This is a genomic window from Oerskovia merdavium, assembly GCF_014836755.1.
GTDB lineage: Bacteria > Actinomycetota > Actinomycetes > Actinomycetales > Cellulomonadaceae > Oerskovia > Oerskovia merdavium.
This window is the reverse complement of record NZ_JACSQF010000008.1, coordinates 183,508-198,414: the sequence shown is the minus strand read 5'-3', so window position 1 is coordinate 198,414 and position 14,907 is coordinate 183,508. Positions and strand designations below refer to the sequence as shown.

Annotated in this window: 16 protein-coding genes; 7 read left to right on the top strand and 9 right to left on the bottom strand. The window is 73.3% G+C overall.

Translation table 11 applies throughout. From position 1 onward, the window contains the following. The coding region (locus tag H9641_RS09785) for an APC family permease (protein ID WP_191803224.1) at positions 1-1,012 on the top strand (1,012 nt) is incomplete at its 5' end. Between the two features lie 230 nt (positions 1,013-1,242). Continuing rightward, positions 1,243-2,157: a hypothetical protein gene (locus H9641_RS09780; protein WP_191803222.1), complete on the top strand. Its 915-nt coding sequence runs from the start codon at positions 1,243-1,245 to the stop codon at positions 2,155-2,157. 36 nt (positions 2,158-2,193) lie between these two features. Here H9641_RS09780 and H9641_RS09775 read toward each other — a convergent pair whose 3' ends face one another. The 7 genes from H9641_RS09775 to H9641_RS09745 all read right to left on the bottom strand — a co-directional run bounded on the left by H9641_RS09775 (position 2,194) and on the right by H9641_RS09745 (position 6,875). Further along, entirely contained in the window at positions 2,194-2,610 is a 417-nt protein-coding gene (locus H9641_RS09775; RefSeq protein WP_191803221.1) for a DUF1622 domain-containing protein, read from the bottom strand. Between the two features lie 117 nt (positions 2,611-2,727). Further along, a complete protein-coding gene (locus tag H9641_RS09770; protein ID WP_191803219.1) occupies positions 2,728-3,108 on the bottom strand; it encodes an MmcQ/YjbR family DNA-binding protein in 381 nt (126 codons plus the stop codon). Between the two features lie 31 nt (positions 3,109-3,139). Then, positions 3,140-3,517, bottom strand: a complete 378-nt coding sequence (locus H9641_RS09765; RefSeq protein WP_191803217.1) for a fluoride efflux transporter FluC — start codon at positions 3,515-3,517, stop codon at positions 3,140-3,142. Continuing rightward, positions 3,514-3,966: a fluoride efflux transporter FluC gene (locus H9641_RS09760; RefSeq protein ID WP_191803215.1), complete on the bottom strand. Its 453-nt coding sequence runs from the start codon at positions 3,964-3,966 to the stop codon at positions 3,514-3,516. Before H9641_RS09760 ends, H9641_RS09765 begins: the two co-directional genes overlap by 4 nt. Beyond that, positions 3,963-4,532, bottom strand: coding sequence for a universal stress protein (locus H9641_RS09755; RefSeq protein WP_191803213.1), 570 nt, complete (start codon positions 4,530-4,532; stop codon positions 3,963-3,965). The genes H9641_RS09760 and H9641_RS09755 overlap by 4 nt, the downstream gene beginning before the upstream one ends. Before the next feature lie 25 nt (positions 4,533-4,557). Further along, positions 4,558-5,565, bottom strand: coding sequence for an aldo/keto reductase (locus tag H9641_RS09750; RefSeq protein WP_191803211.1), 1,008 nt, complete (start codon positions 5,563-5,565; stop codon positions 4,558-4,560). Continuing rightward, positions 5,562-6,875 (bottom strand): heparan-alpha-glucosaminide N-acetyltransferase domain-containing protein, encoded by a 1,314-nt coding sequence (locus H9641_RS09745; RefSeq protein WP_318244497.1) that lies wholly within the window; start codon positions 6,873-6,875, stop codon positions 5,562-5,564. The genes H9641_RS09750 and H9641_RS09745 overlap by 4 nt, the downstream gene beginning before the upstream one ends. Before the next feature lie 266 nt (positions 6,876-7,141). Here H9641_RS09745 and H9641_RS09740 point away from each other — a divergent pair, with 266 nt between their 5' ends. Further along, positions 7,142-7,951: a class I SAM-dependent methyltransferase gene (locus H9641_RS09740; protein WP_225220271.1), complete on the top strand. Its 810-nt coding sequence runs from the start codon at positions 7,142-7,144 to the stop codon at positions 7,949-7,951. Positions 7,952-8,097: 146 nt separating this feature from the next. Further along, complete coding sequence (locus H9641_RS09735; RefSeq protein ID WP_191803205.1) at positions 8,098-8,880, top strand: fumarylacetoacetate hydrolase family protein; 783 nt, start codon at positions 8,098-8,100, stop codon at positions 8,878-8,880. A gap of 189 nt (positions 8,881-9,069) precedes the next feature. Here the strand turns inward: H9641_RS09735 and glsA are convergent, their stop codons facing one another. Together glsA and H9641_RS09725 are read right to left on the bottom strand one after the other, a co-directional pair. After that, entirely contained in the window at positions 9,070-10,470 is a 1,401-nt protein-coding gene (glsA, locus tag H9641_RS09730) for a glutaminase A (protein WP_191803203.1), read from the bottom strand. A gap of 75 nt (positions 10,471-10,545) precedes the next feature. Beyond that, on the bottom strand, positions 10,546-11,019 hold the full coding sequence (locus tag H9641_RS09725) for a carboxymuconolactone decarboxylase family protein (RefSeq protein ID WP_191803201.1): 474 nt from the start codon (positions 11,017-11,019) through the stop codon (positions 10,546-10,548). A gap of 47 nt (positions 11,020-11,066) precedes the next feature. On the opposite strand from H9641_RS09725, the gene pdxR reads away from it, so the two are divergent. From pdxR to H9641_RS09710, 3 genes are read left to right on the top strand one after another with little or no spacing between them, the layout of a single operon-like run. Next, on the top strand, positions 11,067-12,509 hold the full coding sequence (gene pdxR, locus H9641_RS09720) for a MocR-like pyridoxine biosynthesis transcription factor PdxR (RefSeq protein WP_191803199.1): 1,443 nt from the start codon (positions 11,067-11,069) through the stop codon (positions 12,507-12,509). Between the two features lie 47 nt (positions 12,510-12,556). Then, a complete protein-coding gene (gltX, locus tag H9641_RS09715) occupies positions 12,557-14,056 on the top strand; it encodes a glutamate--tRNA ligase (RefSeq protein ID WP_191803197.1) in 1,500 nt (499 codons plus the stop codon). Beyond that, positions 14,053-14,907, top strand: a complete 855-nt coding sequence (locus H9641_RS09710) for an HAD family hydrolase (protein WP_318244496.1) — start codon at positions 14,053-14,055, stop codon at positions 14,905-14,907. The genes gltX and H9641_RS09710 overlap by 4 nt, the downstream gene beginning before the upstream one ends.

Sequence of the window (14,907 nt, the reverse complement as noted above, 5' to 3'; positions counted from 1 at the left end):
GTTCCCTGCCGTCCTGCTGATCGTGCTCGGTGCGATCTGGCTTGCGACCGGGGAGAAGTCGGAGACCTCGCTGGAGGTCTCGGCCGTGGTCCCGCCGTGGACCGGGATCGCGTCGATCGTCCTCGTGGTCTCCAACGTCCTCGCGTACGCCGGGATGGAGGTCAACGCGGTGCACGCGAACGACATGAAGAACCCGGGCAAGGGCTTCCCCCGGTCGATCGCCGTCGCGACGCTCCTGATCCTCGTGGTGTTCATCCTGCCCACGATCGCGATGGCGGTCGCGGTGCCCAAGAAGGACCTGGGCCTGACCAACGGCATCAACCTCGCGTTCCAGGTGTTCTTCGACAAGTGGGACATGCCGTGGGCGGTCACCGCGATCTCGGCCCTCATCGCCCTGGGCGCCTTCGCCTCGGTCGTGACCTGGATCGCGGGTCCCTCGCGCGGGCTGCTCGCGGCGGCGCGGACGGGCCTTCTTCCTCCGGCGCTCCAGAAGCGCAACAAGGCGGGCGTCCAGGTGGGCATCCTCGGGGTCCAGGGGATCGTGGTGTCCGTCCTGGCGCTGCTCTTCCTCGTCATCCCGAACATCAACACGGCGTTCATCGCCCTCATCGACATGGCGGCCGCGCTCTACCTGATCATGTACATGATGATGTTCGCGGCGGCGATCCGGCTCCGACGCTCCAAGCCGGACGTCGTGCGGACCTACCGGACCCCCGCGATGACGTTCGTCGCGGGCGTGGGCTTCGTCGCGTGCGCCGCGGCCTTCGTGCTGGCGTTCGTCCCGCCCGAGGGGTTCTCCGGGGTGCCGTCCGGTGCCTACCCCTTCGTGGTGGCGGCGGTCGTGATCGTCCTGGGAGGGCCTCCGCTGCTCTTCTACGCCCTGCGCAAGCCGGGCTGGGACCAGCGGACCGCCGGGGAGCGGGACACGGCCGAGGTGGTCCTCGTGAACCCGCCTCCCGTGCAGGGGGCGGCGGACCCGGCGCCCCCGCACAGGGCGACGGACTCGCGCTGAGGGTCGCTCGGGGCGCGTGCCCCCTGGGGGCTCGACGGCGGCGTGGCACCCCCCGGGGGCTCGACGGCCCCGTGGTCCTGGGACCGCGGTCGTTTTCACCCGAGAGCCCCCTCTGCGGCATCTCCACACATGGGACGCTTGTTCCGGAGTTCGTGCGGGGGCGACGTGCGGCTCCTCCACGCACACCCCGGCGCCGCCGTGCCGTGCACGACCAGAAGCAGAGCAGACGAATGAGCTACCCCCCTCCCGGAACCTCCGAGCCGAACCCCTCGCCGACCGGGTATCCCACCGCGCCGCCACCGGGCACGCCGTACCCGCAGCCCGGAGGGCCGGCGACGTGGGCACCGGAGCAGCCCGTCCACCGTCCTCCCCACGGCTCGGTCCCGCCCCCGCGGTCGAACGTGCTCGCGACGACCGGGCTCGTGCTCGCGCTCGTCGCGCTCGTGCTCTGCCTGATCCCGATCATCAACCTCTTCGCGGCGGTCCTGGCGCTCGCGGGGCTCGTCCTGGGGATCGTCGGCCTCGTCCAGGCCCGGCCGCTCGGCACCGGCAAGGGACGGTCGATCGCCGCGATCGTCGTCTCGTCCGTCGCGGGCGTCGGTGTCGTCGTCTCCCAGGTCTTCTTCGTCGCAGCACTTGAAGAGTTCTCCACGAGCCTGGAGTCCACGAGCGTCACGAGCACGGCCCCCGCAGGAGCCGGCGCGGACGAGACCCCGGCGGGCACGGCCGAGGACACCACGGTCGGTGACGACCTGTCGGCCCTGGTCTTCGGCGACGCCGCGGTGTTCGAGGACGGTCTCGAGGTCGGCGCGAGCGTCCCGGTCGCGTTCACGCCCAGCGACACGTCGGTGGGCGGCGAGGGCTTCACGCAGTTCGTCCGGGTGGACCTCACGCTGACGATCGGTACCTCCGAGGCGTTCGACCCGGCGCTCACGTACGTCACGCTCTCGTCGGGAGGTGCCGAGGGGACCCAGGTCTTCGACGCGGCGAGCTCGATCGGCAGCGGCCCGAGCACCTCGTTGCTCCCCGGCCAGTCCGTGACGTTCCCCGTGGTCTTCGGAGTCACCGACCCCGCCGACCTGACCATGGAGGTCGACGTCGGGGCGTGGGAGTACGAGTCGGTGCTCTTCTCGACGGCGGGCTGACCCCCGCGGGACGCGGGGCCTCGCAGGACGACGGCGTTACGGGCCGACGGTTCCCGCCGCGTCCCGCGTGCCCATGCTGCGCGCGTCCCTGTCCTCGGCGTCGGAGCGCGGCAGGTCCTCCTCGGGGGCCTGCTGCCAGGGCCACCGGCCCGTGATCTCGAGCTCGAGGGAGAAGCTGAGGAACGTCCGGATGAGGACGATCGCGGCGAGCACCCCGACGCTCTCGAGCGTCGGGGTGACGGCCACCGTACGGATGATGTCGGCCGCGACCAGGAGCTCGAGCCCGAGCAGGATGGACCGGCCGAGGCGTCGCCGGAACAGACGGTAGACGTTGCCCTCCCGTCGCCGGGTCACGGACAGGAACGTCGCGAACAGGGCACCGACGACGATCGCGGCGACCCCCGCCGCGTCGACCACCTTGCCGACGACCTCGATCACCTCGGCGAACGTCATGAGCCGAGCGTAGGCCGGAACGGCCGCTCGGGCCGGGCGAGCGGCGTCCGGAGAGCCGTCCGCCGGTAGGGCCGCCGCTCGGCGCGGTGGGGGAGCGGCGCCGTCGGGCCGTGGGGCCTACTCGGTCGTGTCCAGGAACGACTGCGCGAGGCGCCGGGGGGCCCGCGCCAGCCAGGAGTCCGTCAGGAGCTCCTCGAGCTCGGGGACCGCGACGCGGTCGAGCCGCGCGAGCACGATCGGGTAGCCCGCGAAGTGGGCCGTCGTGAAGAAGGTGCTCGGCTCGTCGCCCACGAGCGCGAGCTTCTCGCCCTCGTCGGCGACGTAGAACCCGAGGGGTGCGGCGTCCGGCGCGGAGGCGCCCAGCTCGTCGAGGTCCCGACGGCGCAGCGGACGCTCCCACGCGAAGTTGCGGCCGTGCACGGCCCACTCGCGCGGACGGTGCTCGGCCGTGTCGGGCAGCACCGCCGCGATGCGGTCCACGTCCTCCCAGGTGGCCATGGCTCGACGCTACGCCTCCGTGACGGTGCTGTCAGCGTGCGACGCCCCAGGAATAGCCCGCCCAGGCCAGCCCCACGCACGCCACCAGGATCCCGAGCGAGTAGGCGAACGCCAGCCCGTACCTGCGCTGACGCACGAGCTGGACGGTCTCGTAGCTCGCGGTGCTGAACGTGGTGTAACCACCGAGGAAGCCCGTGCCGACGACGGCCGCCACGTCGCTCGACACCAGGTGGGCGACGAGCAGCCCCGTCAGCGCGCCGAGGAGCAGCGAGCCCGACATGTTGATCACCGCGGTCGGCCACGGGAACTCCGTCCGGACCCGGGACCGCACCAGCCCGTCGACCACGAACCGCACGCCGGCACCCAGGCCGCCCGCGACGGCCAGCAGGACGAAGACCCCCGGCGTCATCGGACGGTCCTGCGGTCCACGCGCCGCGAGCGCGCGTCGTACCGGGCCGCCACGACGATGCCCGCGAGGGTCGCGCCCGCGCCGACGAGCACCGTCGTGAGCGCGTACGCGACGCCCAGCCCCGCGCGGGACGAGTCGAGCAGCAGGGCGACGTCGGTCGCGAGCGTGCTGTACGTCGTGAAGCCGCCGCAGAAGCCCGTCCCGAGCAGGAGGCGCAGCCGCGGACCGCGCGGGTCGTCGGGCAGGCGGCGCAGGACCACCTCCGTCAGGCACCCCAGCACGAAGGCCCCCACGACGTTGACCACCAGGATCGCGACGGGCACCTCATGAAGGTCGGGGATCGCGAGGACGACCCCCTCGCGCGCTGCCGCACCGAACGCCCCTCCGAGCACGACGAGCCCGATCGACGACCAGCGCAGATAGCCGGGCCGGGCGCCCCGGCCGGTCACCCGACCCCCTGCCCGTGCCTGTCCGTCGCCCGCACGGGCACGACGACCACGGGCCGCACCTGGCGGTGGGCCAGGTGCACGGCGACCGAACGGTTGAACAGCTCCTGCACGCCCCGGGCGAGCCCGTGGCGGTGCGCGCCGACCACGACCATCGCCGCGTCGAGCGTGTCCGCGAGACGTCCCAGCGCGTCGGCCGTGTCGCCGACCAGGAGCCGGGTGCTCCACCGGACGCCGGTCGGGCCGAGGACCGCGGCGAGGTGCTCCACGAGCGCAGGCTCCAGGTCCTGCTCGCGCTCGTCGTCGTAGTCCGGGTCGATCGAGGCCGAGACCACGCTCCCGTCCGGGCGCTCCGAGACGGCGAAACGGCCGGCGACCACGTGGGCGCAGACCAGCTCGCCGCCGAACCGACCGGCGAAGCGTGCGGCCTCGACCAGGACGACGTCCGGCTGGCCGGGACTCACCCCGACGACGACAGGGGGCCCGGCAGGCGGCACGGCCGTCAGCGGGACCGGCCGGTCGGCCGGTCGGGTCTCCGGCCGGTCCTCGTCCCGCGTGTCCGCTGCCATCCTCCGAGCCTAGGGTAGGGGGCGCTCAGAACGGCGCGACCTTGCGAGCAGGCGGGAAGATCGCGTCCAGGGCGGAGAGGTCGTCGGCGCTCGGCACCCAGGCCCCGGCCGCGGCGTTCTGCCGGACCTGCTCGGGGCGCGTGGCGCCCGCGATGACGCTCGACACCTGCGGCTGGGCCAGCAGCCACCCGAACGCGACCTCGACCTCGGTCACGCCGCGCTCGCGCGCGAAAGTGTGGAGCGCCGTGAGCGCCTGCCAGGGCGCGGAGTCGAGCAGGTGCGGCTTGGAGTGGACCAGGCGGCCGTCGCCCGGCCCCGTGCCGTCGGCGTACTTGCCCGTGAGCAGGCCGTTCGCGAGCGGGAAGAACGGCAGCACGCCCAGCCCGTAGGCCTTCGCCGCGGGCAGGACCTCGAGCTCGGCCTCGCGGTCGATGAGGTTGTACTGGTTCTGCGCCGACACGAAGCGGACCGTGCCGGTCAGGCGGGCCTGGTACTCGGCGTCGGCGATCTGCCAGCCCGCCCGGTTCGAGTGGCCGACGTAGCGGACCTTGCCCGCACGGACCAGGTCGTCGAGCGCGGAGAGCGTCTCCTCGACGGGCGTGCGCCTGTCCGGGGTGTGGAACTGGTACAGGTCGATCCAGTCGGTGCCGAGACGCCGCAGCGACGCCTCGACCGCCTTGACGACGTACCGACGCGAACCCCGCGCCCGGAAGTCCTCGCCGTTGGCCCCGTGCATGGGCATGCCGAACTTCGTGGCGACCACGACGTCGTCGCGCCGGCCGCCCAGCGCCTTGCCGAGCAGCTCCTCGCTCAGGCCCGGCCGGGCGCCGTACACGTCCGCGACGTCGAAGAACGTGATGCCCGCGTCCAGCGCGGCGTCGATCAGCGCGCGCGACCCGTCGAGGGACTCGGTCGCGGTGCGCGGGCGTCCCAGGTTGTTGCAGCCCAGACCGATCGCGGACACCGCGAGGCCGGACGAGCCCAGGCGTCGGACCTCGGGGCGGGCAGGGACGTCGGGTGAAGAAGTCGTCATGCGCCCGACTGTACGTCGCCCCCCGGGGTGGGTGGCGCCGTCGGGCCGACGTCTCGCCTGGTGGGACCCGGTGCGGGGGCCGAGGGAATCGACGCCGCGCGCCCCGCGACCCCGCCCACGAACCGCTCGAGCGGGCCCCGACCGAGCGACCACCGCCACACCGTCGCGAGCACCAGGCTCGCGACCACGAGGAGCAGCAGCTCGCCGTTCCCCTCGTCCGCCATGAGCTGGTCCTGCCACGCCCAGATCGCGACGACCTGCAGGCAGTAGACCGTGAGCGCCATCGAACCCACGGCCGCGAGCGGGGCCAGGACCCGCAGGAGCGGACGACGGTCGCCCACCAGCAGGCACAGCCCCAGGACCGCGAGCGCGAAGGCTCCCGACCCCACGACCTCGAGCGTCGTGTCGGTGTGCGGGCCCGCGAGCCACAGGTACTCCGACGTCGGCAGGGGCGTCGTCCACGGCAGCGGCTCGGGCTGGAACACGCCCGACGCGTCGAGCGCCCGCTGCTCGATCCGTGCCGCCGGGCCGCTCCCCGCGAGCACCGCCGTCAGCCAGCCACCTGTGACGAGCGCCGACGCCATGTAGGCGGCGAGCGACGTCACGAGGCCGCCCGCGAGCAACGACACCTGCAGTCGGCGCGAGGCCAGGTCGAGGCGCCCGACCGCGAGCCCCCCGAGCACGAACGCCATCCACACGACGGCCGGGTACGTGCCCGTCAGGAGGAAGTCCGTCAGAGCGCCCGAACCGTCCATCGGCAGCCAGAGCTCGGCCCGCAGCATGACCTCGGGCAGCCAGTACGCGACCGGTGGCCCCACGACCGCCACGACGAGCGCGAGTCCCGCGAGCCGGGGCGGCGACCACCGCAGGAACGGCAGCGCCAGGACGAAGTACGCCGCGTAGAAGCCCAGGATCAGCGCGACCGGCGTTCCCAGCAGGTCGAGCAGCCCCGCGATCGCGAGGAGCAGCACGGCTCGCACCAGGATCCGCGTGCGCGCCTGGAGCGCCGGCACGCCGACCAGCGGGGTGCGGCGCCCCGAGACGAGCGCGAGCGAGACGCCCGCGACCAGGGCGAACAGGATCGAGGACCGGCCGTGCACGAGCGAGAGCCACCCCTCGCCGGTCGCGAAGTCGTCCGACGTCACGCCCACGTGCGCCGCGAACATCCCCAGGATCGCCAGGCCGCGCGCCAGGTCCACCCCGGGGACGCGGTCTCCCGCAGGCAGGAGCAGGTCGGCGTGCCGCCGCCAGAACCCGCCCGACGGCGTCGCGAGGCTCGGGAGGGACAGTTCGGCCGCGGGTGTGGTCACGGGAGAATCCTGCCCCCGGGAGCGCTCCGCGCGTGCGGGACGCACCGGACGCGGCGGCACCCGACAGGGCCTCGCGACGACGTGCGACCCGCACCCCGACCCTCCACCGCCCATGATGTGAGAACGGGGCTGTGGTAACCGTGGAAGCGTTCTACCGTGCAAGCATGACCCACACCCCCACGCCGGACCAGGACGTCACCGTCGACGCCGCGGCCGACACCCACGCGCCCGACGCCCCCACCGGGGCCCTGGGCAGCACTCCCAGCATGGAGTCCGAGTCGTACACCCACGGCCACCACGAGTCCGTCCTGCGTTCGCACCGGTGGCGCACCGCGGAGAACTCCGCCGGGTTCCTCCTGCCGCACCTGCGCCCCAACCACGCGATCCTCGACGTCGGCTGCGGCCCCGCGACCGTGACCGTCGACCTCGCGCGGCACGTTCCCGGAGGCACCGTGATCGGCGTCGACGCCTCGGCCGCGGTGCTCGACAGCGCCCGTGAGCTCGCCGCCGGTTCCGGGCTCAGCAACGTCTCGTTCCAGCAGGCCAACGCCTACGAGCTGCCGTTCGCGGACGACACGTTCGACGTCGTGTTCGCCCACCAGCTCCTCCAGCACCTGTCCGACCCGCTCGCCGCGCTGCGCGAGATGAAGCGCGTCGCCAAGCCCGGCGGCCTCGTCGCCGTGCGCGACGCCGACTACGCCGCCATGACCTGGTACCCCGAGTCGGCGGGCCTCACCGAGTGGAACGAGCTCTACCACGAGGTCACGCACGCCTACGGCTACCAGGCCGACGCGGGCCGGCGCCTCCTCGCCTGGGTGCAGGAGGCCGGGTTCGACCCCGCCGGGATCGTGCCGTCCGCCGGGGTCTGGTGCTACTCGACCCCCGCCGACCGCGCCTGGTGGGGCGGCCTGTGGGCCGAGCGCTGCATCGCCTCCAACTTCGCCGTCCAGGCCAAGGAGTCGGCGCTCGCGGACGACGTCGCCCTCGAACAGCTCGCGCAGGAGTGGCTGCGCTGGGCCGAGGAGCCCGCCGGATGGTTCGCCGTCCTCAACGGCGAGGTGCTCGCCCGGGTCTAGCGCCGCCGTCGGGCCACGTCCCCGCGCCGGAGGCGAGCCGACGGACCCGCGGACGCCACGCTCCGCACGCACCAGCACGACCACCACGAGAAGGCCGCGGACCCCTGCCCAGGGGGCCGCGGCCTTCTCGTCGGTAGGCTGGGCTCGTGCGCATCGCCAGATTCACCACCGGAGAAGACCCCCGCTACGCCCTCGTGCAGGAGGAGGCGGGCAAGACCTATCTCGCCGTCCTCAACGGCGACCCCCTCTACATGCCTGTCCTGCCGACGGGCGAACGGATCGAGCTCGGGGACGGCGTCCGCCTCCTCGCGCCCGTGATCCCGCGTTCCAAGGTGGTCGCGGTCGGACGCAACTACGCGGCCCACGCCGCGGAGATGGGCAACGACGTCCCGACGTCGCCGCTCATCTTCTTCAAGCCCAACACCTCGGTCGTGGGTCCGGACGACCCCATCGTGCTGCCCGACTTCTCCGAGGAGGTCAGCTACGAGGCCGAGCTCGCGGTCGTGATCGGCCGCATGGCCAAGGACGTGAGCCCCGAGCACGCGGCGTCGTACATCCTGGGCTACACGATCGCGAACGACGTGACCGCGCGCGACGCTCAGCGCACCGACGGCCAGTGGGCCCGTGCCAAGGGCTTCGACTCGGCCTGCCCGCTCGGCCCGTGGATCGACACCGACCTCGACATCGACGACGTCGCGGTGCGCTCGCGCGTCAACGGCGAGATCCGTCAGGACGGCCGCACGCGCGACATGATCTTCGACATCCCGTACCTGGTGTCGTACATCTCCGAGGCGTTCACGCTGCTCCCGGGCGACGTCATCCTCACGGGCACGCCCGCGGGCGTCGGCCGCATCGAGGCGGGCGACCGCGTCGAGTGCGAGGTCGAGGGCCTGGGCGTGCTCGCGAACCCGGTGGTCCGGCGGAGCTGACTGCTCCTGACCGTCGTGGTCGTCGGAGGAGGTCGCCGTCCCGCACGGGACGGTGACCTCCTCTCCGTCCGCTGCGACCTCTCCGTCCGCTGCGACCTCTCCGTCCGCTGCGACCTCTCCGTCCGCTGCGACCTCTCCGTCCGCTGCGACGGCGGCCCCGGTCGCGCGGCCCCGGTCGCGCGGCCCGGGTCAGGCGGCCCGGGCCGCGTCGAGCAACCGGTCCTCGCACCAGCGCTGCGCGTCCTCGAACGTCGTGAACTCCCCGTCGACGCCTGGCAGCAAGCCGCGCTCGAACGGGTCGACCACCACGACGTGCACGCCCTGCCCCTGCAGGCGTGTGACGAGCCCGCGCAGGAGCTGTGCCCCGAGCGTCACGACACGAGACGTGCGGTGCAGGTCCAGGATCAGCCACCGCTCGCCGCTCGGCAGGGGCGACGGCAGCTCGTCGACCGAGCGCAGGATCGTCTCGGCCGCCGCGAACTCGACCGTGCCCTGGACGGCCCGCACCGAGATCGCCGAGCCCAGGTCCCGCAGGCGGCGGAGCTGGGAGGGAGTGCGGTGCGCGAGCTGGCGAAGCCGGTCGGCGCGCGTGCTCCGGTAGAGCGTCGGCACGTCGCGGTCGGGGCGGTGCATGAGGTGCAGGTCGAACTGCCGGGAGATCTCCTGCGCGGCCGCGACCGAGCGCACGCTGTTGCCGCGTGCGTCGAGCGGCGGGCTGAACAGGCCCAGGCCGAACTGCCCCACACCGACCGACACGAGCCCGCCCGAGACGCCGCTCTTGGCCGGCAGCCCGGCCCGCAGCAGCCACTCGCCCGCGTAGTCGTACATGCCGCTCGTGGCCATGACGGCCAGGACCCACTCGGTCACGATCTCGTCGACCACACGCTCGCCCGAGACCGGGTTGACGCCTCCGTTCGCCAGCGTCGCCGACATCACCGCGAGGTCCCGGGCCGTGACGAGCACCGAGCACTGGCGGAAGTAGGTGTCGAGCGTCGCCTCGACGTCCGCGGTGAGCGAGCCAGCGCTGTGCATGAGGTAGGCGATCGCGCGGTTGCGGTCCCCGGTCTCGGACTCGCTCACGTAGACGCGCCCGTCGACGTCGAGCGGGCGGCCCGCGAACGCGCCGAGCAGGTCGAGGATGCGCGCGAAGCGCTCCTCCTCGGAGGCCCCGCGGACCAGGGACGTCGTGACGATCGCGCCCGCGTTGACCATCGGGTTGGGCGGGCGCCCCGTGGCGGGGTCGAGGCGGATCGAGTTGAACCCCTCGCCGCTCGGCTCGGCGCCCACGTGCTCGAGGACCTCGGCGAGCCCGCGGTCCATGAGGGCCAGGGCGAATACGAACGGCTTGGACAGCGACTGGATGGTGAAGGGGGCGTCCGCGTCGCCCGCGGTGTAGATGCTGCCCGTGACCCCTGCGAGGGCCACGCCGAACAGTGAGCGGTCGGCCGTGGCGAGCTCGGGGATGTACGTCGCGACCGTGCCCTCGTCGAGGTCGCGGAACGCCTCGTGGACCGCGGCGAGCGCGTCGGCGATGAGCTCGCTCGCGCCGGTGCGGCCCGGGTCGGGCGTGGGCTGCGGGGAGGAGGACATGTACGCGATTGTGCCCGCGGGGCGTGCTCTGTGCCCGGTGGGGCGACGGCCGCACCGGGCACCGGGGCAGTCGTGTCAGTCGAGCGGCCAGGGGTGGAGGGAAGCCCCGACCACGTTCCAGGCGTTGATCGCGGCGACGGCCCAGACGAGCTCGGCGAGCTCGGTCGGGCCGAAGTGCTCGGCAGCCTCCTCGACGACCTCGGCGGGCACCGGACCCTCGGCGCACCGGGTGGCCGCCTCGGTCAGCGCGAGCGCCGCGCGCTCGCGAGCCGTGAAGAAGGGCGTCTCCCGCCAGACGGACAGGCTCAGGACCCTGCGGAGGTCCTCGCCCGCGGCGATCGCGTCAGCGCTGTGCGTGTCGACGCAGTAGGCGCAGCCGTTGATCTGCGAAGCGCGTGCCGAGACCAGGTCGAGCAGCGCGGGCTCGATCGAGGACTTCCGGGTCGCGGCGGCGAACGACGCCATCGCGCGGCTCATGAGCGGAGCGAGCTCGTCGACGGCAAGGCGGGAGGGGACAGGAACGGTCTGGGGCGCGGTCTCAGTGGTCATGCGTCTGACGGTACGGAGCGTACGGACCAGCGGTAAGGTCCGTTTGCATGAATGATCGGTGGTCCACTTCCGGAGCGGACCTGCACCTCGAGATGGGCGATGGCACCGGGAAGAGGTCCGGTCTCGAGGGCGCGCTGCGTGACGCGATCCGTGCAGGACGGCTCGCCCCCGGCTCCCGACTGCCCTCGACCCGGGCTCTGGCGCACGACCTGGGCTGCGCTCGCGGGACCGTCACTGCGGCGTACGACCAGCTCGTCGCCGAGGGGTACCTCGAGGCCAGGGCAGGGTCGGGGACCCGCGTGGCCGCACTCGATGCCACGCGGGTCTCGTCGGCAAGGGGTGCCCCCCAGGCGCCTCCCGAGCGACGGGTTCCGGACCTGCGTCCGGTGCGCATGCTCCGGCTCGTACCGGGCAGCCCCGATGCCACGACGTTCCCCGGCGCCGCGTGGTCCAGGTCCACCCGGGCCGCGCTCGCCACGGCACCGACCGAGGCGTTCGGGGTCGGGGACCCACGGGGTCGGCCCGAGCTGCGCACGGCGCTCGCCGAGTACCTCGCACGCACCCGCGGTGTCGTGGCGGACCCCCGACGCGTCGTGGTCACCACCGGGTACGCCCAGTCGCTCGCGCTGGTCGCTCAGGTGCTCCACGGTGCCGACGTCCGCCACGTCGCGATGGAAGACCCGGGCCTCGGGTTCCACCGTGAGATCGTCCGCCGGGCCGGCCTGGAGGTCCGGGCGCTCCCGGTCGACGGGGACGGGGCGCGAACCGATCTGCTCGCAGGTGCGGGGCTCGACGAGGTGGGCGCCGTCGTCGTGACCCCCGCCCACCAGTACCCGACGGGGTCGACGCTGGCGCCCGCCCGGCGGCGCGCTCTCCTCGACTGGGCGCGGTCGACCGGAGGCCTCGTGATCGAGGACGACTACGACGGCGAGTTCCGCTACGACCGCCAGCCGGTCGGGGCGGTCCAGGGGATCGGCCCGGACGAGGTCGTGTACGCGGGGAGCGTCTCCAAGACGATCGGTCCGGCGGTCCGCCTCGGGTGGATGGTCGTTCCCGAGCGGTGGCTCGACGCCGTCGTGGACGCGAAGACCCACGCCGACTACCGGACGGGGAGCGCCGACCAGCTCGCCCTGGCCCACCTGATCGAGTCCCACGGCTACGACCGCCACGTCCGGGCGGTCCGGGGGCGGTACCGCCGACGCAGGGACCTGCTGGTCGGTCGACTGGCGGGACTGGTCGGGGGCGGCGCCGTCGAGGTCTCCGGGATCTCTGCGGGGTTGCACGCGCTCATCGGGCTCCCGGGCGCGGTGGACGAGGCCGCGGTGGTCAGGCGGGCGGCCGACCTCGGCCTGGAGGTCACGGGCCTCGCCGAGCACCGGCACGTGCCGGGCGAGGGCGTGCCCGGGCTCGTCGTCGGCTACGGAACGCCCAGCGAGCCTGAGGTCTCACGGGCGCTCGACCTGCTCGTCCGGGCGCTCGGCGGCCCGTGACGGGCCGCGCACGGTCCCGAGGACCCAGCGGCGATAGGCTGTGGGACGTGATCCCTGCACCTGGTTCCTCGCCCGTCCGCGTCCGCTTCTGCCCGTCGCCCACCGGTACGCCGCACGTCGGCCTCATCCGCACGGCGCTGTTCAACTGGGCGTACGCCCGGCACGTGGGCGGGACGTTCGTCTTCCGCATCGAGGACACCGACGCCGCGCGCGACTCCGAGGAGAGCTACCAGCAGCTCCTCGAGGCGCTGCGCTGGCTCGGCATGGACTGGGACGAGGGCGTCGAGGTCGGCGGTCCGCACGAGCCCTACCGCCAGTCGCAGCGCGGTGACATCTACCAGGACGTCATCCGTCGGCTCGTCGAGGGCGGCTACGCGTACGAGTCCTTCTCGACGCCCGAGGAGATCGAGGCGCGCAACGTCGCGGCCGGTCGGCCCAAGGCCATGGGCTACGACGGGTTCGACCGCACGCTGACCGACGAGCAGAAGGCCGCGTTCCGCGCCGAGGGCCGCGAGCCGGTGCTGCGCATGCGCATGCCGGACACCGACGTGGCGTTCACGGACCTGGTGCGCGGCGAGATCTCGTTCGGTGCGGGCTCGGTCCCGGACTACGTGATCGTGCGTGGCAACGGCCAGCCCCTGTACACGCTGGTCAACCCGGTCGACGACGCCCTCATGGGCATCACGCACGTGCTGCGCGGCGAGGACCTGCTGTCCTCGACCCCGCGCCAGGTCGTCCTGTACCGCGCGCTGCTCGAGCTGGGCGTCGCGCACGTCATGCCCCAGTTCGGCCACCTGCCGTACGTCATGGGCGAGGGCAACAAGAAGCTCTCCAAGCGTGACCCCGAGTCCAACCTGTTCCTGCACAAGGAGCGCGGCTTCACGCCCGAGGGCCTGCTCAACTACCTCGCGCTGCTGGGCTGGAGCATCTCGGCGGACAACGACATCTTCACGGTCGAGGAGATGGTCGCGGCGTTCGACGTCGCCGACGTCAACCCCAACCCCGCCCGCTTCGACCTCAAGAAGGCCGAGGCGATCAACGCGACGCACCTGCGCATGCTGGCGCCCGAGGACTTCCGCGACCGCCTGGTCCCGTACCTGCACCAGGGCGGGTTCGTCCCGGCCGACTCGTTCGCGGACCTCTCGGCCGAGCACCAGGCGCTCGTCACGGCGGGTGCGCCGCTCGTGCAGGAGCGCATGGTCCTGCTCGGCGAGGCCAAGGGCATGCTCGGCTTCCTGTTCGTGGCCGACGACGCCGTGCCGGTCGAGGACGAGGCGCGTGCCGCGCTGCGCGAGGAGGCGCCGGCCGTGCTCGACGCCGCGATCCGCGTGCTCGACGCCCTGAAGGACTTCTCGACGGACCCGGTCCAGGAGGCGCTCAAGGCGGTCCTGGTCGAGGAGCTGGGCATCAAGCCCCGCTTCGCGTTCACGCCGCTGCGCGTGGCCGTGACGGGACGTCGCGTGTCGCCGCCGCTGTTCGAGTCGATGGAGATCCTCGGCAAGGAGTCCACCCTGGCGCGTCTGCGGGCGCTGCGCGCGTCGCTGTGACCGCGCCCGAGCCGTCGCCCGGTACGGTGCTGCCCTCGCTTCCCGACGGCGTCGCTCCCCTCGCGGGGGACGTCGCGCCCGGCGCGGCTGTCGACAGCGTCGACGGCGTTGACGGAGTTGACGGAGTCCTGTTCGACGTCGACGACACGCTCGTCGACACCCGCGGCGCGTTCGCGCTCGCGATCGACGCGGTGTGCGAGGTGTACCTGCCCCGCCTGCCGGTCGAGAGGTACGGGGAGGTCCTCGCGCTGTGGCGCAGCGACCCGCACGGCTGGTACCGGGCGTACACGCGCGGCGAGCTGACGTTCGACGGCCAGCGCATGCTGCGCGCGAACGAGCTGCAGGAGACGTTCGGCGGAGTGGTCCTCGACGAGGACGGGTACGCGGCGTGGAAGACGGTGTTCTGGGGCACCTTCGAGGAGAGCTGGCGCGCGCACGACGACGCCGCACCTGTGCTCGCACGGCTCGCCGCGGCAGGAGTCAAGGTGGGTGCGCTGTCCAACGCGTCGGTCGCGCTCCAGACGGACAAGCTGACCCGGTCGGGGCTCTCGGACGTGCCCATGCTCGTGGGCGTCGACACCTTGGGATTCGGCAAGCCGGACCCGCGGGTCTTCGTCGAGGCGTGCGCGCGCCTGGGCACGGACCCGGCGCGCACGGTCTACGTGGGCGACGAGCTCGACGTCGACGCGCGGGCCGCGGCCGCTGCAGGCCTGACGGGCGTGTGGATCGACCGTCCGGGCACCCGGCGCGGTGGCCCGCACGAGGAGGACCCCGAGGCCGCGCGCGCGGCGGGGGTGCACGTCGTGGCGACGCTCGACGAGGTCGGCGACCTGGTGCTCGCGAGGCGCTGA

What these genes read in the sequence shown, in the direction of transcription:
- H9641_RS09780 (WP_191803222.1), top strand. Translation starts at nt 1,243, where the DNA reads ATGAGCTACCCCCCTCCCGGAACCTCCGAGCCGAACCCCTCGCCGACC.
- pdxR (WP_191803199.1), top strand. Translation starts at nt 11,067, where the DNA reads ATGAATGATCGGTGGTCCACTTCCGGAGCGGACCTGCACCTCGAGATG.
- H9641_RS09770 (WP_191803219.1), bottom strand. Translation starts at nt 3,108, where the DNA reads ATGGCCACCTGGGAGGACGTGGACCGCATCGCGGCGGTGCTGCCCGAC.
- H9641_RS09755 (WP_191803213.1), bottom strand. Translation starts at nt 4,532, where the DNA reads ATGGCAGCGGACACGCGGGACGAGGACCGGCCGGAGACCCGACCGGCC.
- H9641_RS09750 (WP_191803211.1), bottom strand. Translation starts at nt 5,565, where the DNA reads ATGACGACTTCTTCACCCGACGTCCCTGCCCGCCCCGAGGTCCGACGC.
- H9641_RS09775 (WP_191803221.1), bottom strand. Translation starts at nt 2,610, where the DNA reads ATGACGTTCGCCGAGGTGATCGAGGTCGTCGGCAAGGTGGTCGACGCG.
- H9641_RS09740 (WP_225220271.1), top strand. Translation starts at nt 7,142, where the DNA reads ATGGAGTCCGAGTCGTACACCCACGGCCACCACGAGTCCGTCCTGCGT.
- H9641_RS09725 (WP_191803201.1), bottom strand. Translation starts at nt 11,019, where the DNA reads ATGACCACTGAGACCGCGCCCCAGACCGTTCCTGTCCCCTCCCGCCTT.
- glsA (WP_191803203.1), bottom strand. Translation starts at nt 10,470, where the DNA reads ATGTCCTCCTCCCCGCAGCCCACGCCCGACCCGGGCCGCACCGGCGCG.
- H9641_RS09765 (WP_191803217.1), bottom strand. Translation starts at nt 3,517, where the DNA reads ATGACGCCGGGGGTCTTCGTCCTGCTGGCCGTCGCGGGCGGCCTGGGT.